Source organism: Bacillus paramycoides (assembly GCF_038971285.1).
In the GTDB taxonomy this organism is placed as follows: domain Bacteria; phylum Bacillota; class Bacilli; order Bacillales; family Bacillaceae_G; genus Bacillus_A.
Map to the genome: position 1 here is coordinate 265,300 of NZ_CP152429.1, position 21,239 is coordinate 286,538.

Here is a 21,239-nt window from a genome sequence, read left to right on the forward strand (position 1 = left end):
CAAGGAACGCGAAGTGAGTAGGTGGGAGATGAATTGGCTTCAGACAAGGGATGGCAGGAAGCCACCTTAATTGTTCTACATTCATAAACTGTTACTTCACTACATATGGAATGTATGTTCGTTGTATAATAGACACATATCGATATGGGGGTGAAAGGAATGATGATCAATAAAGCATATAAATTTCGTATCTATCCAAATAAAGCACAAGCGCCCCTAATGAATAAAACGATTGGTTGCTCTCGTTTTGTATTCAACCACTTCCTATCTCTATGGAATAATGCATACAAAGAAACAGGAAAAGGTTTAACATATGGTACATGCTCTGCCAAGCTCCCTGCCATGAAGAAAGAGTTTGTTTGGCTAAAAGAAGTGGATAGTATTGCGATTCAGTCGTCTGTTCGCAACCTTGCGGATGCTTATACACGCCTTCTCAAAAAACAAAACAATGCCCCGCGTTTCAAATCTAAGAAGAACAACGTACAATCTTACACCACAAAACAAACAAATGAAAACATTGCCGTTGTAGGAAACAAAATGAAATTGCCAAAACTAGGTCTTGTTCGATTTGCCAAAAGTCGTGAAGTAAAGGGACGTATTTTAAATGCTACGGTTAGACGCAACCCTTCTGGTAGATACTTTGTGTCATTGTTAGTTGAAACAGAAGTGCAAGAACTTCCGAAAACAAATTCTTACATTGGAATGGATGTGGGACTAAAAAATTTCGCCATTTTGTCAGATGGAACACCCTATGAAAACCCGAAGTTTTTTCGGTCGTTAGAAGAGAAGTTGGCAAAAGCACAGCGTGTTCTTTCTAGAAGAATGAAAGGATCTTCTCGTTGGAATAAACAACGAGTAAAAGTAGCTAGAATTCATGAATACATATCAAATGCTAGAAAAGATTACTTGGACAAAATCTCAACCGAAATCATCAAAAACCACGATGTTATCGGTATAGAGGATTTGCAAGTATCGAATATGTTAAAGAATCATAAGTTAGCAAAAGCGATTAGTGAGGTATCATGGTCACAGTTTCGAACCATGTTGGAATACAAAGTAAAATGGTATGGCAAACAAGTCATTGTCGTATCAAAAACATTTGCTTCAAGCCAATTATGTTCCTGTTGTGGATATCAAAACAAAGACGTTAAAAATCTAAACCTACGTAAATGGGATTGCCCTTCTTGTCATGCACATCATGATAGGGATATTAACGCAAGTATCAATCTAAAGAATGAAGCAATAAGGCTTCTAACCGCAAGGACTGTGGGGTTAGCCTAATAAATTAGAGTTCGATAGAACTCTTTACTTAGGAATCCCCCTCTTCTAAACGAAGTGAAAGTGGGGGTAGTTCAAAAGAAGTAAATATGAAAAAGTTAGAGAATTATCTTAGTTATTAAATAGATTCTGCCTATACTTTAAGTAGAGCCTAATTTATTTAATTTAAATAGTTTATATGTTCATATATAGAATTTTGAAGGGGTATATTGTAAATGATTCCAACGTCAACATACGTGGCTAAATGGGTATTAGATGACTTAACACTTGCATCAAGACCAAATCAGGAGATCAAATTAAGTACATTTAAAAAATTAGAGAAACTTTATGTAGAATACAGAGAAATGATTGAGGGAGATACTAGCTTTGAAGTCACGCATTATTTGCTAGAGTTTATCAATCCGCATAATCTCTTTGTAGTAAGAGAGGGTTACTATATATTTGATAATAAAACAATGAAATTTATTAAAGTATCGGATGACATCCATTTTTCAAATCAAAGCTTAGCGTACTGTAATAATGGAGTTGCAGTGGATTTAATAAATGGAAAAATGCATTTTTTAGAAGGGCATTATTATAAAGTTAAGACCTCATATGTTGATTTATTAAAAGGAGAAACTATCCCTGTAATGGTACTAAGTCATTTAGATAATAATGTTGGAGTATCAGTTCCTTTGACAATGTTTAATGAGGAAAGAACTTTTAAAATTTCAGAGAGTTATATAGTGGACCTTACCTCAAATAATTGTAACAATGAGAGTGAATTTAGCGAAAAGGGAAACGTATTACGATTTCTAAAACCTTCTATTGTGTAGTTAAGTATATATGTTAATTAAATTCATAATGAATTTAAGAGGGTGAAAAAATTGTCTTTTGAAATGTATACAGCCTTTCGAGGTAAAGTAATTATAAAGGATGAATATAAAGAATTGGTGGAATTAATAAATACAGGAAACTGGGAAGAAGAGAATGACTATTATACAAATTTAAAAGGTTATGAATGGTCATTTATAGACAATCTAAAGAATTACAGAGATACAGAATATAATGTGACACCTATTTCATTATTTATGAATTTGATATTAAAAGAAGTAGCAGAACATATTATAAAGCTGGAAGTTTGGTATGGTGAAGTTGATGAACCAGAAGAATATGTTTTTATTAATAATGAATTTATATAGAAGTTGTAGCAGTAATAAAATATTGCTGCTTTTTTATTTCTTAATAGACTAAAATTATTGTTGTTGGCTTTATGTATATTCATTTATAATAGGATATGGAAAGTTTTACAATGCAATAATAAAGATTTTTAGTATAAAAGAGCTGGGAGCAGCTCTTTTTATTTTGTTCAGAGGGAGTGTGAAAGAAAAAAGTTTATGTTAGTGGCAAAGTTAGATAATCTAATAGAAAATAAAAAATTAGAATTAGTAGAACTGGTAAATAAATATGGCTTTAGTCATACGAAAGTCCTCTATTTAAGTCAGGAAATTGATAAATTAATTAATAAATATATGATTATAAAAAAAGAAACCCTATAATAGTAGGGTTCAATGGGAACAGATACAGAAAATAAATAAAAAGAATAATTCAATTATATAAGAAATTTGATACTGTAATATTGAGAAAGTGTAAAAACTCAATTAAGTTTGTTTAAAGTTTAGCCTTTTTAAGGGGATGGGAAAAGAAACCCAATTAGGGATTCAAACATCATAGGACAGGATAAAGCTTGCTGCACAGGTGCAAAGACATATATTGAGGAAAAAGAAGATAACAACGAAAGAATAAGCGCAACAAGTAGAGGGTACAGCAGTCCACCAGTTGACAATTTCCGTTTGATTTTAATTCCCTTAGAATTCGTTAAAAACATCAAAATGTCGCAACTGATTTGTACACATTACGACTATATTTAATAATACTGTAACCTATGCATTTACCTTAACTCGAAAAAATTATCAACAATAGACCCCAAAAAAATCTAAAGCAAGTTGAATTGTGACCTATCAACCTAATCTTGCCCATCTGTCGTTTTGACTTTTACGTATTAGACTCGGATTATTTACCATTTTGTTAGTGAATTAATCAAAAAAGATTAAATGCATTTTACTGCTAGATCTTGATTTCGCAAAAAATTCCGCTTCATTTCCTCCATCCACAAAGCCACCAATATTTCTGAAAACGCCACATTCACCGGGTCCTAAATATCGTACGCCTACATAATCATTATAGCTATCAGGATCGTACTCCCATAATTCAACTTTTAACTTACTAGTTGAACCTACTTCAGCAGCTCGGCAAATCTTGTAATCTCCACCAGTCGAGGCATATACATAACTTTCAGCACCATTTGAATATAACGTTTCTTCTCCTAAGTAATCCCATCCAGAACTAAAAAGCTCTATTGTGTTTGCAAATGTAGAAGAAGGGACCAACAATACTAACAACGTCGTTACAAATGCCATCATACTCATTTTTAATTTTTTCATTCTTATTCCTCCCTTTTTTTAATTGAAAATTATTGTTCTTCACATAATACATAAAATATTTTGTTTTGTTCCAAATAAATGAATGCTTGAAAATAATGTTGTTTAAAAACACTTCTATCCAGATGTCAGAGCAAATAAAAAACGTAATTTAAATAGTTTCATTAAAAATCAATTGAATTTCATTAATCGAAAGAGAAGAAAACACTACGATTTTTTTCAAATCCATGCATAAGACATACAATTACCTAATAGAAAAAGTATCACAATATATTATTTTTTAATTTCTCCCGCTTCATATCAAAGTACTAACCTATAATTTCCAATGAAATCCATTGCAATGTAGCAAGATAACTTGTAACATTTATCAGTATTTAAATAATCTCAATAAGTAGTTAAGAGGAGAATACAATGAATAAAATAAAAAGGTTACTGAAACGTAAAACGACTTGGATAATTCTTTTCCTTTTCGTATTTATTTATGTAAATAACAGTTCTTTTTTTGCTAAGAGGGACGAGGGGGCTCCAATTCTTCTTGCTCACCGAGGACTTTCGCAAACATTTAGTATGGAAGGGATTGAGGGTGATACATGTACAGCAGAACGTATAAATGAACCTGAATATTCCTATTTAGAAAATACAATTCCATCTATGGAAGCGGCATTTAAAGCTGGAGCTGATTTAGTAGAATTTGATGTTCAACCAACTAAAGATAATAATTTTGTTATTTTTCATGACTGGACTCTTGATTGTCGTACTAATGGTAAAGGTGTTACAAGAGATTTTACAACAAAAGAATTACAAGCACTAGATATTGGTTACGGTTATACAGCTGATGGGGGGAAAACATTTCCGTTTCGTGGTAAAGGGACTAATCTTATGCCAACACTTGATGAAGTACTTACCCATTTTCCGGATCGTTCTTTTCTTATTCATATTAAAAGTGATGATGAAAATGAAGGAATCCAATTGGCTGCTTATTTTAAGAAACTACCAGCAAAACGCCTTGAGCAACTAACTGTATATGGTGGTGATAAACCAATAGCTGCGATTGAAGAGCGTATCCCTAGTTTACGAACAATGTCAAAAGCAACTATGAAAAAGGATCTTCTTACTTATATTGCGTTAGGATGGACTGGTTACATGCCTTCAAGCCTGAAGCATGGTGAGTTGCATATACCAGACAAAGTAGCTCCTTGGCTTTGGGGATGGCCAAATCGTTTTCTTAATCGAATGGATAAAGCGGATACTCGAGTTATCATTGTAGGAGGAAATGGATTTGGATTTTCAAGTGGATTTGACTCACCTGAAGATATAAAACGTCTTCCCGAGGAATATACAGGTGGAATTTGGACAAATCGCATTGATAAAATAGCACCTTTATTTAAGAAATAAGGGGTGATTTAATAATCGAAGTGTTTATATGATTGCAGTATTACTTTAAGTTCCCAAAATTGTTGTAGAATTGATAGAATTAAATATTTAACAAAAAAGATGAACTTATGATATATTTTTAAAGTAGTGCACAAGTGCAAAATCACAAAAAGATCACCTGTTAAATTTTATAGGTGGTCTTTTAATGTTTATTAAATAATCTTTTGATTGAAATAGTGCAGAAGTTTTTTACTTATTTTCAATAGATAAAACTACATGAAAATAAGTAAAAAAGTGGAGGGGTATTTGTCTGAATATATAGAATTTTTAACGGAAATTCATAATTATGTTATATAATGATGTTAACAAACCATATTTTAGGCATTACCTCCGATTGTGTAGAATAAATAATTTTTCGATGAGCTAAAGTATTTGGCTAAAAGAACTTGTAGCGGGGCCTGCTACAAGTTCTTTTATTTTTTAGTAAAGAAAAATAAGAAAAAAGGAGGGAATACAAGTATGACAAGAAATTTTAAGAAAGCAGCACTTAATTCGTTAGATGGGAAATGGGGAGTAGGTATAGGAGTATCAGCTTTATTCTATTTTGTACCAACCTTAAGTGCATCAGCAATCGCCACTTTTATGTATTTAATATTTGTACTGTTTATCGGTATAATTGGCCCTGATGCATTATTTATTTATTCAATTGGTGGGCAACCACAAGTAGATCCAACAGCACTTGCTGTACTTATTCTAAGTTATATTGGTTTAGGTGGGGTTTGTTTCCTAATTTATAGTGTCATACAAGGTATCTTTAATTATGGATATTCTGTTTTTACTTTACACTTAGGGAAAAAAGAAGATGCTAAGGTAGACGATGTATTTTCGGGATTTAAAAAGAAGAATTTGTTTAAATCAATGAAATTGGGGCTACTGCAAGCTATTTTTCTCTTTTTATGGAGTCTCTTATTAATTATTCCAGGTATTATTAAATATTTTTCTTATTCCATGTCGTATTACATATTAGTAGAGAATCCTGATTATACAGCAAGTGAAGCATTGAGAGAAAGTAAAAGAATAATGAAAGGACAAAAGCTAAAGTTATTTGTTCTTTGGTTATCATTTATTGGTTGGTTTTTATTAGCTGCATTTATCGGAATGTTTACATTTAATCTATCATATATTTTTATTTCTCCTTATTACAACACAACTGTCTCACATTTTTACTTAGATTTAATTAAAAAACAGGATATTGGAGAAGCGAAGGGAAGTATATAAATAAGAAGAAAGTGTGGAATAGGTGAAATGTATACTATTCTTAATACTGGATATGCAATTAAGTATATCCTTTTTTTAATAATATATTAAAAGACTTAAGCTGCTGGATATATCATGATTATTATGATTTGAGTAAGAATACCGCAAACATGTTGTAAGTTAGATGGAATAGGGCAAAGATACCGCAAACGTGTTGCAAGTTGGAGTGAATAGGGTAAGGATTATGCAAAGATTCAAGTACTGATTATTTAATGATGAACTTTCATTTAATTAATACAACTTTTAATAAAAGGATGAAAGTTATGGTGTTTAGAGGAAAAAATAATTCTTTTAGTAAAGGATCGTTATGATTGTATACATTTTTATAAAAAAAAGTCTAGAGGACCTGCAGAATTAACTCAATACAGAGAGTATCTTCAAAATCTTGAAAAGAATAAAGACATACATTTAATACAGTCTTATGTCATTAATAAAGAGAATAATGATAGTAAATATGTATGGTGTTCTCACTTAATAAGAAAAGAGATAAATGAAAATATATCACCTAATCATCAAAAATATATAGACTATTTAGCAAAGAATAGATCCGATATCACTTTTATTGGGCCCTATAAATCAATGAGGACTAAGGGGGTACATGTATGCTTTCGTGGGCATGAATGGAAGGTAGCCCCCATTAAGATCAAAAAGGATGGTGAAAATTGTCCTAGCTGCAACAGAAAGTATAAAGAGTCTAATGGAGCGGAATTTATTACACAATTTCTAATTAAACACAATATAGTTTTTATTAAAGAACTATCTCTTAAAAAACTTGGATTTGAATTTGATTATCGAATGGATTTTGTTGTTTGCCAAGGGGAATATCCTTTATTTGTTATAGAATATAATGGTATACAACATTATAAATATATGAAATCTGAGTACTTTTGGGGTTTTAAGGGTTCGAGAAAGCGAATGTTACGTGACAAAATAAAGCGGAATTTTTGTTGGGGCATTGGGTTGCCAGTTATAGATATTCCTTATAGTGAGACCAATAATCAAATAGAAGAAACTATTTTATATTTTTTAAAGTTATATGAATTAATTTAAGCTTAGTACCAAGTTGTCATCAAGTTGAATGAGATGATCAATTTAAACAATCTTATCATTAAAGGAATATTATAAATGAGCATATAAAATAAAATGAAAAAAGCCCTGGCTAGGGCTATATGATTTTCTTCATTCCATATTGACGACATTCTCGCAAAAAGATAAATCTTAAACAGAACTTTTAAATAAAGTATTACCACAATTATGACAGCGACCGCTAATCTTATCAGGAAACTCTATGTATGTGTATATTTTGCTTAGATCGTATTTTTGTTTAGGATCTTTATTTTCCGTTGTCTCACCTACATATCAATCTGAATTAATATGGCTTACCTATAATAACATGAAGTGTTCATATATTGGACACTTTTTATTTTGTAAGAGAAAAAGCATTGCAACTTTTTTATAAACAGTTAACCTTTATTTTAAATCCCCATAATAAGAAAAATTATCTATGATTATTAAAGTGGCCCACCTTCAAAACCAATCGGCCATCCATTGTCTTTAAATTTTACTTTATACTGAAACTCATAGGTACCTTCATAAATAAACGCTAAACTAAAACCTGGCAATATATAATCGTCAATATTAGCAATCTTTCCAAAAGATATTGTGGATAGGTAGTAATTCTTCATTTCTTGATTAGGGAAGAATTTCTGTAAATATTTTAATGCACAGCTTATATGGAGATAGAGTTCATCGAATATTTTTTCTGCCATATCGACAATCTCAACATTTGGATTTTTATTATTTCCTTCAATAATAATATCTACATCTTCCCATTCTCCGATATTGATACTACAAAACCACCGTTCTTTAATGAGATACTTCTCATATTCGTATATAGTAGGATTAACCAGGTTTAAATTTTTTACCTCATCTTTAGTTAGTGGTTTATCAAGAATAAGCCTTTTACGCAAAATATCTTTGATGTTAGAGACAATATATTTAGATTTGTTTAATTCTAAAGAGTCCATTTTCCACCTCATAAATTATAATATAAAGTACATTCCCCTTAATTATATCATCACCCCTATTAAACTATCTTGCACAGTTAGTTTAAAAAGAATTGAGCACCAAATTTATTATCACTTAATATAAGAAAACAATTATTTACGACGCCTTCTCTTCGCTTTTTTCTGCTGATTTGTTTGACTATATTTTTTTATATGAGTGCTTTTGCCCCTATTATAATTAGGTAACTTAAATATAAGAACAGAAATCGCAGTAAAAATGCAGAATATAAGCATTGCAATCATCCAAAGGTTAATGTCATAGTCATATAGCTTACTAAAATACTTTTTGTCTTGAGTAATATAGCTTACATTACTGTCAATGGTTTTGAGGATGTAGGGAATAACCCAAAAGGAACCAATTATCATAACAAATGTTCCAAGTATGAAACTGAGTATATGTTTTACCATGTTCTGCTCTCCTTTAATTATGTTTTCTATATAAATTCATATAGAATTTAATGTTTTTCTGCAAAGATTGTGTGTATTTAAAATAATAATATAAATTTCTATTAAGTTGATAGTGCATGTGGTTATTTCATGGAAATGAATATTTAAATTGAATATTTTAAAAATCGTAGAAATATTCAATTCCTACGATTTTTCTTATTAATGGGGTGGCACCACATCGCCATCAAGCTAAGCTTATATAAGTTTAATTTCATGTGAGATTTTTTCTTTTTTCTAAAAATCCATTGCAAGTTCTTTAAAGATTTGCATACTAAATAAGCCCTATTGGGTTTCAATTTTTTTGATTATGCTACAGGATTGTAAGACATAGTAAAGTCATATACGACACCTAAAATATCAAAGACTGTTTTCTTCTTATACCGGTGAGATTTTCTCCCGTTTTTCTCTAAAAGATAAAACAAACGCAGTAAAACTTTTGATAATTCATAGATGCCCTGCTGTAATCCTTCATAAAACAATAGATAATAATTTTTTATCATATAGATGGATTTGTATTCACTTAGCTCTTTCTTTTTCTTATCCAAGAGTAACTGACGCATTTTGAACATCGTTGATGAACAAAGTAAAATACTAATAAGTTGTCCATATAAATGGCATTCTAAGCGCTCTTTCTTGATTTCTTTGCATTTGTCAATTTGAAAGAAAGATTTCCATGTTTTGAACAAGATTTCAATTTGCCAGCGTAATGAATACAGGTCGTGGATATGTTCCGTTGGAACATTTTCTGCAGAAAGATTCGTTATATACACGTTGATTCCACTCAACCTTTTACTTCGTTCTTTGTAGGTAATACCTTTCTTCTTTTCTTTTTTGACTTGTTCCTTCAATCTTTTCTCTGTTTGTTCTTTTGTTAATCGATGAATAATAACACGAGCTGGTAGTTTTTGATACTGCCCAATGTATGCTTCTGAAATCTCTATTGTTTGACCAGGGGTCAATTGATTCATGAGTTCTTCCATATCTAACTGAATATATATTGTTCCTTTCTTCACGGTCCCATTTCGAAAATAATCTGGATTATCATTCTTACAATAGATTCGAGAATTTAATTTCAAACGTGAGATATAGTAAGCTCCTTTATCATGGATCTTCTGTAAATCAAGTAAGTCGAAATAACCTAAATCTCTTATGCACAAGTCCTTTGGTTGCATGGATTGTAGGCTTGTTGAACTAAAAGTTTTATCATTCTCCTACATAAACGTGCAGAAACTTTCCACTCAATAGGTCATACTCCAATTGAATTTTAACTCCTGCAGTATGGCTGCTTCCACCTGAACCTTGATAATGTGAAGAAAACTGATCTGGAAGCTGAAATGTTGTAGAATCTAGAATCCGAATATGCTTAAAAATCGTGGTATATTGATGAATTATTTCTTGTGTTGAATGGATTCTTTGGGTTAGAAGGTTAGCTAGAACTTGTTCAAGAAACTTTACTGCGGAAGCATTAAATCGTTGGTTAAGTCCTTCAGGACTTATAAGAACACCTGTAGATACTTCAAGACAGCTACATAATTGCGTGAGGGATGTACTTGCAACCTGTTGACTAAGCCATACACATAAAGCAACTAACTCCTGTGCTTGATATTTACTCTTTCGCTGAACGAATCCTTTTTCTTTGGCTAAGTGTTCTAGAACATGAGAAGACATATGTCGTTGTAATTCTTCAGCAATCAGTTGAAGTTCATCAAGAATCGAAAGATTCATAAAAAAACGCCATCCTTTCTTATAATTCTACAGAAAGGATAACTTCATTTTTGCTGTATGGATAGTGTAAAATCTTAGCTTGATATCGATGTAACGTGACCCAAAATAGCGGACAATCTACATCAGATAAAATACCAAAATATACCTTTAAAATGATATAATAAAATATAGAATACTATACATAAAACTACAGGAGGCTATTAATGGATAAAATTTTTGAACATATGAAAACCAGGTTCATTTTAATGTGGGCCATTATCTCTTTTGTAATAATGATGTTTATTTTACCTTTAATATTCACAGAAATTCCTAAAGATGTACAGTTGAATATTGCTCTTATTATTTCAATTTATGCTATTCCTATGTTTTGGATTGGTTTTAAATTTAAAAGATATAATATCTCGTTTAAAACTTACTTGTCAAAACCATCTTCCTTTTCTTTCAGAAAAATTTTTGCATCAGCAATTATGACTATGATTTTCGGGTTAGGTATGTTATTGCTAATCGTAATGGTATTCTCATTAATACCCAAGAGCACTTCGCTAGAGGGTACAAACGAAATAGTTAAAACACAAAGCATATGGTTTGTTTTAATGAAAGCTATAACTCTTTCTTTCGTCGCTCCTATCTGTGAAGAAATTTTGTTTAGAGGCTTTATTCTTAGTCGTTTTACATATAAATTCGGAATAAAAAAAGCAGTTATATTCTCTTCCATCTGCTTCGGTGTTTTACATCTAAACAATGTATTTGGAACCACAATATTTGGGATTATTTCTTGTTTAATGTACTTGAAAACGAAAAGTTTATTCCCTTCTATAGTAGCTCACATGGTTAATAATATAATTGTAGCTTCAAGAGATATCTTTTCTGCATTAAAGTCTACAACTACAAGCACACCTTCAGCGCAACCTGAATTAACTATCATTCTTTTAATGTCTGTTGTGCTGATAGCAATTGGATTAATGTGGATTATTCCTTTTATTAGAAGACATTCTGAACTATTAAGATATGATAGTTTACCGCCTTTAAAGTACACAACAACCTAATTAAATTTGTATGGTGTATAAAAAATAGTAATAGAAGTTTTTGAGTAGTAAACGTAATCATTTGTAGTACAGAAAAGGATAGATAAGGCTAAAATGCCTTTATCTATCCTTTTCTTTCATATATTATTTGAAGAATTTTTTTGTTTTGGGGTTGATTTGTTTTCTTAGGTTGATGGGCATGTGGCGGTACCCCACATCCATCAATTTAAGGATTTTGACTATTCTTGAAATTGAAAGTGCGTTACTATTTTCTTATATTAATGAGAAAGGGTGACGTGCTTTTTATGAATATGCATCAAAAACAAGAATTGTCTTTATTTGCCGAAGAGTTGTATAGATATATGTCTCCCGCTACACTTAATCGATTAGCTATAGAAGCTGGCGGAATGAAACGAAAACGTAAGTGCCATGGGCACCATTTTCTATCTTTGTGTGTATGGTTAAATCAACAAATCGCTACTACCTCTCTTACTCAACTTTGTAGTCAATTAGAAACCTCAACAGGGGTTTTGTTAAGTCCAGAGGGACTTAATCGACGCTTTAACTCAGCTTCGGTAGCCTTCTTTCGAACTGTATTTACTACACTTCTACAAGCTAAGATTGGAGGGTTATCTAAGATTTCTCATTCTCTTTCTGCTTACTTTGAGCGCATTCGCATCCTTGATTCTACAACCTTTCAAGTTCCAGATCGATTCGCATCTACTTATCCTGGTGCCGGAGGATGTAGTCATAAAGCTGGTATAAAAATTCAATTAGAGTATGACTTGTTGAGCGGAGAATTTCCTGATGTGAAAATTGAACCAGGAAAACGAAGTGATCAGGCATATGGTGCAACTCGAACAGGCATGATACAAAAGAATGAACTATATATTCGTGACTTAGGATACTTTCGTTTACAGGACTTTAAGTCTATCCAAGATAAGCAAGGATATTATTTATCACGTCTTAAATTACCAACTAAAATATATAGGAAAGAATTCGAAACAGTGGTATTTAAAACAAAACCTGCTCAATTGAGACCCGTATATATACAAATTCATTTAGAAGATATCATGAAACAATTACAACCTGGTCAAGTGTATGAGTTACATGATGTATATGTAGGGAGTAAAGGCAAGTTGCCTACTCGCATTGTGGTTTATAGGTGTACGGAGGAGCAAAAACAGAAACGCTTACGTGATCGAGCTATTCGCGAAAAGAAAAAAGGGATTACATATACAGAGCGTACGAAACTCTTACAAGGAATTACGGTATATATGACAAACATTCCTACGGAATGGGTGCCAAAAGAGAAAATCTATGATTTATATTCATTGCGTTGGCAAATTGAGCTGTTATTTAAAATATGGAAATCTTGGTTTCAAATTCATCGTTGTAAATCTATTAAACAAGAGCGACTAGAATGTCACCTTTATGGACAACTCATTAGTATCCTATTATGTTCTTCTACTATGTTTAAAATGAGAGAACTTCTGTTACGTAAGAAACAGAAAGAGCTAAGTGAATATAAAGCGATGTACATGATTAAAGATTATTTCTTACTTTTTTATCAAGCATTACATAAGAACACCCAAGAATTATCAAAGATTCTTCTTCGTCTGTTTAACCTCCTACAGCGAAACGGACGAAAATCCCACAGATATGAGAAAAAAACGGTCTTTGATATTTTGGGCGTTGTTTATGAGTATACCACTTCAATCCATCAGGTAGCATAGTTATAGTAAAAAAATTGAAACCCGTCAGGGTTTATTTGATATGCCTACTTTTATGATATCTATAAAAGATAATAAAAAACTACATGGAAAGATCAGTTTTTATATAAACATATAGTTTAAGTTGATGGATGTGTGGCGGTACCCCATCGCCATCAACTTAAGCATTTAGGCTATTTTTAAAGTTAAAAGCACGTTACTATTCTTTTATATTAACGAGAAAGAGTGACGTACTTTTTATGCATAATTTCAGTGTACACAATGACATTATTTTTTGCACCAGAACCAAAATAGGTTCTGGTGCAAAAACTCTAAAGCTCTTGCCAGTAATCTCCTAAACTTGGACATACTGATAGTATTACTCTAAAAAAGGTGTGTGATCGGTATGGAAAAGAGAAATTTGTTCAAATGGAAGCATTATCAGCCGGAACTAATCTTATTAACAGTAAGGTGGTACCTAAGGTACAATTTGAGCTTCCGTAACCTGGTGGAAATGATGGAGGAAAGAGGATTATCCATTGCTCACACAACGATTATGCGCTGGGTTCATCAATATGGACCTCAACTAGAAGAGAAAGTACGACATCATCTAAAATCAACAAATGATTCATGGAGAGTCGATGAAACCTATATTAAAGTAAAAGGGCAATGGATGTATTTATATCGTGCCGTTGATTCAGAAGGGAATACCATTGATTTTTATCTAAGTAAATCAAGAGATAAACAAGCCGCCAAGTGTTTTTTCAAGAAAGCCCTGACTTTTTCGTACGTTTCTAAACCTCGCGTGATAACAATAGATAAGAACCCTGCCTATCCTGTAGCAATTCAAGCGTTGAAAGAAGAAAAACATATGCCTGAAGGCATAAAGCTAAGACAAGTTAGATATCTCAATAATATAGTGGAACAAGATCATCGTTTTATTAAGAAACGTGTGCATCCTATGTTGGGGTTTAAGTCATTTAAAACTGCAACTTCTATATTGAGTGGTGTTGAAGCCATGCATATGATTAAAAAAGAACAGATTGATTTACGGGACCAGTCTGTCCAAAATCAGAAAGAATTCATCCATCAATTGTTTGGGCTAACAGCATAAAATACAATTCCGCTCGAAATATATGCGCTATATTCTCTTTTATTTTATCTTTGCACCAGAACCGTAAATTCATCAGATAAATTAGAAGCAGAAAATTAAGGGTAGCTTTAATATAAATTTTTAAACAATACCAATTAATTTTGTACTTCAAAATTAATACTTGCAAATTCAACACACCTCGTATGCAATGCGTATACATATTGTATACGCATTGCATAATAAATAAAATATTCCTTATCTATTAACTATTGAAATTCTCTAAATCTCGATGTATTATATTCTTGTATTTTCTCACTTTGCGAAGCTGAGAAAACATCATCACTTCTGAAAGAACCCGAACTCCAGCGGGTTCTTTTGATTTACTTGAACTTATTTTTGAATCATTGTATTATATTTTCGAGTCTTACTTATATAAATCATTATCAGGAGAATCTGCAGGTTTGCAGGTTCTTTTTTATTTTCATACTATTGATTTTTATACGTGTTTGGTAAAAAATCAATGAGATACAAAAAATTACTATACCGAAATCTAGTTTGATATAGTAATGTGCATATAAAAGATCCCACTTTGCTATATCCCTCGGAAAGAGTCATAAAAATCTATATTTTTAATTCAGTTGCAAACTTCAAAACATCTTTTAAAAAGAAATGCATGTAAATACACATTATATTTTATTCTATAACTCTCTAACTTTTGTTCACGATAGTCTGAAATTGAAAAAAATAAAATATTTGGTACGACATCACTTTGTTTTTATATAGTTTTGTAATTAAACTATAATATTGTATTTTTTCTTCATTATTGAAATTAGTAATAATAAAATGTATTATTGAAAAGCACAATTTATAATTCAAGTCATCAAGACCATGTACTCATTATAATTTGAACATTCAGAAATTATAATATTGTCTGAAAATGAGGTGTGATTCATAGAAACAGTACATATTAAATGGTATGGAATGTATAGTATAAATGATTTTTATAATAGGGAAGAAGCTTCTAAGAAGGGGATATTTGTAATTTCTAGAGTATATGCTAAGAATGTAACATTGCTCTATATAGGACAAACCAAAAGAAGCTTTATACAAAAGATAAGGGAACTTAATAAGGAGTGGTCTTTTGATGAGAGTGAATTAAAAATTACATTAGGAATAATAGAATTTCCTAGTGGTGAAATTTACTCTGAAAAGAAGGTAAAAGAGATAAAATCCCTATTGATTTTACGGCATACCCCATTAGAAAATGAAACATCTTTATTATACTATAGAGGGAAATTTAATTTAAAAATTATAAATAAGGGAAGAAGAGGTTTAATTGTTAAAAAGCTTTCTACAGGAGATCTAAAGTGGACGTAATTGGAATCAACTTTGAATAAAATTGAAGGTTGCTTAAGTGCAGAAACTTATTAATTTTTAATGTATTAAACTATTTTGAATAACATATGTCAGATGCTTGAAAAAACAAAAATTTTATTATGATATGAAATCCTGTATGAAAAGTGTAGTTTATTTCTATTATTTAATAAAAATATTAAGAATTATAGGGATAATACATAAAGAGTAGAGGAGAAAGTAAACACGGAGGTTTGAAGAATGGGACAAGTAAGCAGATTTCAAGAAAAACAACAGAATCGTCGTCAAAAGGCAATTTTTAATATTGCATTTACTTTAATTTTAGTGACAGTTGGTATAGTGACATACCAGTTGTTTACCCCTTCTAATACATCAAAGAAAGCAATTGCTCAAGAAAAGAAAGCAGCACAGTTAGAGGAGAAGAAACGTGAAGAGAAAGAAGCGGCACAGTTAGAAGAGAAGAAACGTAAAGAGAAAGAAGCGGCACAGTTAGAAGAGAAGAAACGTAAAGAGAAAGAAGCGGCACAGTTAGAAGAGAAGAAACGTGAAGAGAAAGAAGCGGTACAGTTAGAAGAGAAGAAACGTGAAGAGAAAGAAGCAGCACAGTTAGAAGAGAAACAAAAAGCAGAAAAATCGGTATCTCAAGAAAAGGGTTCTCAAACTAATCCTTCTTGGAAGCCAATTGGTACAAAGCAAGGGGCTAAACCTGAAATGAAATTTAAAGAAGGAACAGTAGATTGGAATGAGATGAAAAAAGCAATTTCTTATGCTGTTGATGTTCCAGAGAGCCAATTGATTTTCGATTTTATTGGGAATAATGGTAATAATAAAGCCTACGGTAATGTGCGAGATAAGCAAAGTAACAAAAAATATAAGGTTGATATTGATTGGGTAGAGAATCAGGGGTGGAAACCAGCATCTGTACAAGTGGTAAAATAAATAATAGAAATGTAATTATGTGTTTAAAAGTTTACTCTTGTAAAAACTCATAAAAGAGTTCGTTTCAATCAGGACTCTTTTTATTATGTTACCAGCATTAATTGCTAGGACTCAATTGTTAGATCCTGATGCTGACAAAGTTTGAAGTTTATTAAAATCTACCTGATTTAGTGCTTCGAAAGATTCAAAATTGCATTTTTAAAATACTAAATAATTAATGGTACCTTTTGAAATATTTTTGGCCTCATTTCATTAGAAACTATTCCGTCTATATAACTAAAAAATGTGTTATAATATCTATTGAACATATGAATAGGATAACAATTACCTGCTGTTGGCAAGTAGCAGTTTATCTAATGAAAAGATCACTTGTTTCCAAGACAAGTGATTTTTTTATATACATTCCCTGTACTATTTTTGAAATTGAATAGATATTTCAATCTGTGTAATTACAATAGGCTTGATTAAAATTAAAACTGCAACAAGGATAATACCGTCTATATTTGTAGTAAGTAATATATGAAAAATATGTTAACGCAAGGTTGGCCTATATTCTATGAAGATATTAAAGAGTTATAGGAAACATTGATAAACGGGAATTATTTTTATTACAATATTTATGCATCTTTAGGTCTAAATAGTTGGGTATTAGCTAAGAAACTTGAGATATTAGACTCCTATTAAGTTAAAGATGACCTTAAGTGTACGTCCAATAAAGAAAATTATGTGAATAAGCTGTCCATATGGGCAGCTTATTGTATTTTTTGGCTTAGCTTGTTTTTTTCCGAAGTGCTGGCGGTTCCCCTACAAGTATTCTTGCATTTAAATTGTTTTTAATATATTATATTTATATTGTCATATATATATGTATGCAAAAAAAGACTCAAATCTATTAATAAGATTTAAGTCCTTTTTAAAGATAAAAAGGTTGTACCAAAATGTAATACAACTTATGCTTGTCTTTTTAATATGTGTCTAGTAAAAAAGCATTTTTTATCAATACAATTGTATTTTGAAATAAATGGAAATTTTTAAATAGAAGTTTATTTACTTCCAATGATAGGAGATAGTGGTTCTAGAACATAGAGGAACAAGGAACCATACAGAGTAATCTGAAGAACCTGCGAACTATTGTATGTAGTTTGTTCATCCCGAGTACAATAAAAGAGTCTTACTTCTGTAGGCAAGACTCCACTAGTATAGTTGTATAATATTTACATATCAACTAAGAAACAGAAACCATATAACACCAAGTAGCAGAATCCTAATATTCCTCCTACAGCTAATACTTGATTAAACCAACTCTTAAATTTTAGATTACTGTAAATATCTTGCGCTTTTTCCATATTTCCTCCTATTAAGGAGAGCCCTTAAAGACTCTCACCTCGTTATGGTACCATTAAATGATGACTAATAGAGGTCAAATATTGTCTAAACGTATAAATATGCAATATTGCATAAAGAAATGTATTGTTATATATGTAAACGCTTACTATAATAAGGGCATAAAGATTAATCACATTCCAGTACTAACAAAAGAGGAGGAAATAATATGGAAATCGCAATGGCAGTTTTAAAATTTATTGGTGGAGCAATCCCATTAGTTCAAGAACTTCTAAAAGCATTTATGTAAATTGACTATTTAGCAATTATTTATAAAAATTATCATACAAATGATCTGTAAATCAATTCATCTTTGATATACAGATCATTTGTATGAGCAAAGCCCCTTTAACATTATTAGGGAGCTTTTTAAATTTCGAAATATTTAAGGTTATGTCATATCAACATCAAGTTAAAAGTAAATTTTAAGAATAAACCTTTAGAGGATTTTTTATAGTAAATCAAAATCCTTTTACAAAGTTGTAGGCATTAAACTCCCACGGCTTTTATTAAACTTTATTTAAGTAAAAGTCTCTTCAGAAAATGAAGTGACCCCGAAAGTTAGACAGGTTGTTTCAGTAGGCAGCCTCTAGGGTATGAGTCCGGTATTGTATCGGGCTCATACCCTTTAATTTTGCCTTAATTCTTTTATGATTATAGTAGTCTATGTACTTTGCTAATTCTTGTTTGAAATGTGCTATACTTTCAAATTCTTTTCGATACAGAAATTCGGATTTCATGATACCTAAAAAATTTTCAATAACGGCATTGTCATAACAATTTCCTTTGCGAGACATACTTTGTGTTATACCACATTTCTTAAGAGAATGACGATATTTTTTCATTTGATAGTGCCACCCTTGATCAGAATGAATGAGGAGTTTGTCTTGATCTGTTACACGTTCAAAGGCTCGGTCTAACATCGTTGAAACAAGGGAATAGGTCGGTCTTGAACCAATTGTATACGTGATAATTTCACCATTAAATAAATCTAACATTGGTGATAGGTATAAATTCTCCCCAAATAACTTAAACTCCGTAATATCTGTAACCCACTTCTCATTTGGTTTTTTAGCTTGGAAGTTGCCATTTAAAATATTCGGTGCAATTTTCCCAACTGTCCCTTTGTAAGAGCGATATTTTTTTATACGAACCAGACATTTTAACCCTAATTCTTTCATAAGATGATACACCTTTTTATGATTCACTTTGTGCCCACGATTCATCAGTTCATCGCGAATACGACGATACCCATAACACTCACCATGTTCATCATAAATAGCTTGAATCAGTTCTTTTACCTCCGCATTTGAATCAGGACGATTGAACCGTTTGATCCAGTAATAGTACGTACTACGTGGAATGTTTGCGAGTTGAAGTAACTCTTTGACAGGAAATTCATGCCTTAACTCATAGATTACTTGGGCTTTGTCTTGTTTGGTGATTGTTTCTTGTTTTGAACTAAGGCATTCAACTTTTTTAAATATGCATTTTCCATACGTAAACGCTCATTTTCCGCTTGTAGTGCTTCTATTGAGCCCTCTACTACTGGTTTTATTTTTTTATCTTTCATGGTTGGACGCCCCTTTTTCTTTGAATGTAGGGAATCCAATCCTCCTGTTTCATAAGCTATTTTCCATTTCCGGAGTGTTTCATAAGACGGAATATTGAAAAGTGCCGCTGTTTCTCTGATAGATGTCCCGTGTTCATTCATATAATTAAGTACGTCTAGTTTATACTGGATAGAGTAGGATGTATAGCGTTTTTCAAAAGCATTTTCACCTGAAGAGTCATATCGTCTAATCCACTCACGAAGTAAGCTAGGAGTAACTTCTATAGATTTAGCAATTGTTTTTCCGCTTTCTGTACCATCTAAATATCGTTTCACTGCTTGGATTTTCTCTGTTGAAGAAAATTTAGCCATAAAAAATGCACCTCCCATTGTTAAACCGTGTCTAACAATGGGGGTGCACTTCATAAGATTTGAAGAGACTTTTCTTTCACATGTCATACAATTTAGCTCTTATTAAAATAGGATTTGAGTTCTTTCTAAGGTGTTTATGGCGTACCGATAGTTACTGCTAGCAATGCTGCAATTCTATCTAAAGCTTCCTGAACTGTTGTAGGAGGAAGAGGAGCCCAGTTTGCTGGATTAATAGGTGTATAAGCTAAATCGAAAGCATCATCAACTCTAATTAAAGATGTATTTGTTCCTATAAGATTTATTCGAGAACGAATAGGTAATGAATCAACTGTCGCTCTAACTCTTGTAATAACGTTATTAGCGCCGTTGACAAATAAATTTCCTGAATTAGGGCTGGGATTGAAGATGTTTTCTGTAATAGCAAAGCTGGTTAAATTTAAGGGGTCAATTGGAATATGACCAGGTAGTACATTTATAATGACATTACCATTTATTCCTCCACCAACTAAATTGACGTGGGTATCAGTGGTTGCTTGCGAATTAATAGTAATATTGCCACTAGAAACGAACGAAGCAAACATCGCCATGTTAATTCCATTTTGAGTATAACCAGCGGATAACATTGAATCACGGATATTCACTTGATTCACAGAAGTCGATAAAGCTGTGAATATAGGAGTAGGGGTGATATTAACACTAACAAAAAATAATTTACCTGAAACACTTTGCGCCGTTTGAAAGTTAAAATCAAGAGGCCCACTTAGTAATGTCAGATTAACAAACCCAGATCTAGGATCCTGGGAAAAGTTCAAATCAAACCAAGACGGATCATTTATATCGAAAGGAATTTGTAATCTAGTTAATAAAGTACTTGTTCCTACTAATTGAACGTTAGCTTTTAAATGAATTAATGGTTCGATATAGTTGCCAGGTCCAATAGAGATAGCATAACGTTTAGTTAGATTTAAAGGGTCCGGAAATGGGGTGATTAAGTATGGGCATTGAATACGGAATGTTTGTATTAAAAAAGAGCAGACTTTAATCTACACATAAAAGTGCTGGAATTGTTCTGAAGAAAGGAATATTTGAAATATAAATATAA

The 21,239-nt window shown here is 31.7% G+C and carries 17 protein-coding genes and 4 pseudogenes; 13 read left to right on the forward strand and 8 right to left on the reverse strand.

Translation table 11 applies throughout. From position 1 onward, the window contains the following. Positions 1-159: 159 nt before the first annotated feature. The 4 genes from tnpB (at position 160) to AAG068_RS28965 (ending at position 2,816) form a co-directional block, all read left to right on the forward strand. Complete coding sequence (gene tnpB / locus AAG068_RS28950; protein WP_342719975.1) at positions 160-1,281, forward strand: IS200/IS605 family element RNA-guided endonuclease TnpB; 1,122 nt, start codon at positions 160-162, stop codon at positions 1,279-1,281. 212 nt (positions 1,282-1,493) lie between these two features. Beyond that, on the forward strand, positions 1,494-2,093 hold the full coding sequence (locus AAG068_RS28955; protein WP_342719976.1) for a hypothetical protein: 600 nt from the start codon (positions 1,494-1,496) through the stop codon (positions 2,091-2,093). A 63-nt stretch (positions 2,094-2,156) separates the two neighbouring features. Further along, entirely contained in the window at positions 2,157-2,459 is a 303-nt protein-coding gene (locus AAG068_RS28960; RefSeq protein WP_428846016.1) for a hypothetical protein, read from the forward strand. 195 nt (positions 2,460-2,654) lie between these two features. After that, positions 2,655-2,816 (forward strand): aspartyl-phosphate phosphatase Spo0E family protein, encoded by a 162-nt coding sequence (locus AAG068_RS28965; RefSeq protein ID WP_342719978.1) that lies wholly within the window; start codon positions 2,655-2,657, stop codon positions 2,814-2,816. A 537-nt stretch (positions 2,817-3,353) separates the two neighbouring features. On the opposite strand, the gene AAG068_RS28970 is transcribed toward AAG068_RS28965, so the two are convergent. Then, positions 3,354-3,761 carry a hypothetical protein gene (locus tag AAG068_RS28970; RefSeq protein ID WP_342719979.1) on the reverse strand — a complete coding sequence of 136 codons (408 nt, stop codon included), beginning with the start codon at positions 3,759-3,761 and terminating at the stop codon, positions 3,354-3,356. Positions 3,762-4,169: 408 nt separating this feature from the next. On the opposite strand from AAG068_RS28970, the gene AAG068_RS28975 reads away from it, so the two are divergent. The 3 genes from AAG068_RS28975 (at position 4,170) to AAG068_RS28985 (ending at position 7,499) form a co-directional block, all read left to right on the forward strand. Next, entirely contained in the window at positions 4,170-5,153 is a 984-nt protein-coding gene (locus AAG068_RS28975; protein WP_342719980.1) for a glycerophosphodiester phosphodiesterase family protein, read from the forward strand. A gap of 498 nt (positions 5,154-5,651) precedes the next feature. Next, positions 5,652-6,410, forward strand: a complete 759-nt coding sequence (locus tag AAG068_RS28980) for a DUF975 family protein (protein WP_342719981.1) — start codon at positions 5,652-5,654, stop codon at positions 6,408-6,410. A 618-nt stretch (positions 6,411-7,028) separates the two neighbouring features. Continuing rightward, positions 7,029-7,499 (forward strand): DUF2726 domain-containing protein, encoded by a 471-nt coding sequence (locus tag AAG068_RS28985; RefSeq protein ID WP_342719982.1) that lies wholly within the window; start codon positions 7,029-7,031, stop codon positions 7,497-7,499. Between the two features lie 115 nt (positions 7,500-7,614). Here the strand turns inward: AAG068_RS28985 and AAG068_RS30030 are convergent. The 4 genes and pseudogenes from AAG068_RS30030 to AAG068_RS29000 form a co-directional block, all read right to left on the reverse strand. Further along, positions 7,615-7,751 (reverse strand): annotated as a pseudogene (locus tag AAG068_RS30030) (hypothetical protein). A 209-nt stretch (positions 7,752-7,960) separates the two neighbouring features. Beyond that, positions 7,961-8,476: a hypothetical protein gene (locus AAG068_RS28990; RefSeq protein WP_342719983.1), complete on the reverse strand. Its 516-nt coding sequence runs from the start codon at positions 8,474-8,476 to the stop codon at positions 7,961-7,963. 132 nt (positions 8,477-8,608) lie between these two features. Beyond that, positions 8,609-8,923 carry a hypothetical protein gene (locus tag AAG068_RS28995; protein WP_342719984.1) on the reverse strand — a complete coding sequence of 105 codons (315 nt, stop codon included), beginning with the start codon at positions 8,921-8,923 and terminating at the stop codon, positions 8,609-8,611. A 344-nt stretch (positions 8,924-9,267) separates the two neighbouring features. Then, positions 9,268-10,687: pseudogene (locus tag AAG068_RS29000) on the reverse strand (IS4 family transposase). Positions 10,688-10,890: 203 nt separating this feature from the next. Between AAG068_RS29000 and AAG068_RS29005 the strand changes: the two are divergent. From AAG068_RS29005 to AAG068_RS29025, 5 genes are all read left to right on the forward strand, one after another. Then, entirely contained in the window at positions 10,891-11,733 is an 843-nt protein-coding gene (locus AAG068_RS29005) for a type II CAAX endopeptidase family protein (protein ID WP_342719985.1), read from the forward strand. A 284-nt stretch (positions 11,734-12,017) separates the two neighbouring features. Continuing rightward, positions 12,018-13,448, forward strand: a complete 1,431-nt coding sequence (locus AAG068_RS29010) for an IS4 family transposase (RefSeq protein ID WP_342718372.1) — start codon at positions 12,018-12,020, stop codon at positions 13,446-13,448. A gap of 382 nt (positions 13,449-13,830) precedes the next feature. Then, positions 13,831-14,538 (forward strand): IS6 family transposase, encoded by a 708-nt coding sequence (locus AAG068_RS29015; protein WP_033717956.1) that lies wholly within the window; start codon positions 13,831-13,833, stop codon positions 14,536-14,538. Between the two features lie 960 nt (positions 14,539-15,498). Next, on the forward strand, positions 15,499-15,894 hold the full coding sequence (locus tag AAG068_RS29020; protein ID WP_342719987.1) for a sodium:proton symporter: 396 nt from the start codon (positions 15,499-15,501) through the stop codon (positions 15,892-15,894). A gap of 237 nt (positions 15,895-16,131) precedes the next feature. Further along, entirely contained in the window at positions 16,132-16,830 is a 699-nt protein-coding gene (locus AAG068_RS29025; protein WP_342719988.1) for a YrrS family protein, read from the forward strand. Between the two features lie 1,214 nt (positions 16,831-18,044). Here AAG068_RS29025 and AAG068_RS29030 read toward each other — a convergent pair. Further along, entirely contained in the window at positions 18,045-18,176 is a 132-nt protein-coding gene (locus AAG068_RS29030; RefSeq protein WP_342719989.1) for a hypothetical protein, read from the reverse strand. 99 nt (positions 18,177-18,275) lie between these two features. On the opposite strand from AAG068_RS29030, the pseudogene AAG068_RS29035 reads away from it, so the two are divergent. Further along, a pseudogene (locus tag AAG068_RS29035) lies at positions 18,276-18,463 on the forward strand (hypothetical protein). Between the two features lie 325 nt (positions 18,464-18,788). On the opposite strand, the gene AAG068_RS29040 reads toward AAG068_RS29035, so the two are convergent. Both AAG068_RS29040 and bclF read right to left on the reverse strand, forming a co-directional pair. Then, positions 18,789-20,137 (reverse strand): IS3 family transposase gene (locus AAG068_RS29040; RefSeq protein ID WP_342719990.1). Its coding sequence is split into 2 segments (ribosomal slippage): positions 18,789-19,696 and positions 19,696-20,137, totalling 1,350 coding nucleotides; the frame shifts between segments, so codons are not numbered across the junction. 134 nt (positions 20,138-20,271) lie between these two features. Further along, positions 20,272-21,126: pseudogene (bclF, locus tag AAG068_RS29045) on the reverse strand (exosporium-associated protein BclF); the annotation flags it as partial. Positions 21,127-21,239 lie beyond the last annotated feature (113 nt).

What these genes read in the sequence shown, in the direction of transcription:
- tnpB (WP_342719975.1), top strand. Translation starts at nt 160, where the DNA reads ATGATGATCAATAAAGCATATAAATTTCGTATCTATCCAAATAAAGCA.
- AAG068_RS28955 (WP_342719976.1), top strand. Translation starts at nt 1,494, where the DNA reads ATGATTCCAACGTCAACATACGTGGCTAAATGGGTATTAGATGACTTA.
- AAG068_RS28960 (WP_428846016.1), top strand. Translation starts at nt 2,157, where the DNA reads ATGTATACAGCCTTTCGAGGTAAAGTAATTATAAAGGATGAATATAAA.
- AAG068_RS28965 (WP_342719978.1), top strand. Translation starts at nt 2,655, where the DNA reads ATGTTAGTGGCAAAGTTAGATAATCTAATAGAAAATAAAAAATTAGAA.
- AAG068_RS28970 (WP_342719979.1), bottom strand. Translation starts at nt 3,761, where the DNA reads ATGAAAAAATTAAAAATGAGTATGATGGCATTTGTAACGACGTTGTTA.
- AAG068_RS28975 (WP_342719980.1), top strand. Translation starts at nt 4,170, where the DNA reads ATGAATAAAATAAAAAGGTTACTGAAACGTAAAACGACTTGGATAATT.
- AAG068_RS28980 (WP_342719981.1), top strand. Translation starts at nt 5,652, where the DNA reads ATGACAAGAAATTTTAAGAAAGCAGCACTTAATTCGTTAGATGGGAAA.
- AAG068_RS28985 (WP_342719982.1), top strand. Translation starts at nt 7,029, where the DNA reads ATGAGGACTAAGGGGGTACATGTATGCTTTCGTGGGCATGAATGGAAG.
- AAG068_RS28990 (WP_342719983.1), bottom strand. Translation starts at nt 8,476, where the DNA reads ATGGACTCTTTAGAATTAAACAAATCTAAATATATTGTCTCTAACATC.
- AAG068_RS28995 (WP_342719984.1), bottom strand. Translation starts at nt 8,923, where the DNA reads ATGGTAAAACATATACTCAGTTTCATACTTGGAACATTTGTTATGATA.
- AAG068_RS29005 (WP_342719985.1), top strand. Translation starts at nt 10,891, where the DNA reads ATGGATAAAATTTTTGAACATATGAAAACCAGGTTCATTTTAATGTGG.
- AAG068_RS29010 (WP_342718372.1), top strand. Translation starts at nt 12,018, where the DNA reads ATGAATATGCATCAAAAACAAGAATTGTCTTTATTTGCCGAAGAGTTG.
- AAG068_RS29015 (WP_033717956.1), top strand. Translation starts at nt 13,831, where the DNA reads ATGGAAAAGAGAAATTTGTTCAAATGGAAGCATTATCAGCCGGAACTA.
- AAG068_RS29020 (WP_342719987.1), top strand. Translation starts at nt 15,499, where the DNA reads ATGTATAGTATAAATGATTTTTATAATAGGGAAGAAGCTTCTAAGAAG.
- AAG068_RS29025 (WP_342719988.1), top strand. Translation starts at nt 16,132, where the DNA reads ATGGGACAAGTAAGCAGATTTCAAGAAAAACAACAGAATCGTCGTCAA.
- AAG068_RS29030 (WP_342719989.1), bottom strand. Translation starts at nt 18,176, where the DNA reads ATGGAAAAAGCGCAAGATATTTACAGTAATCTAAAATTTAAGAGTTGG.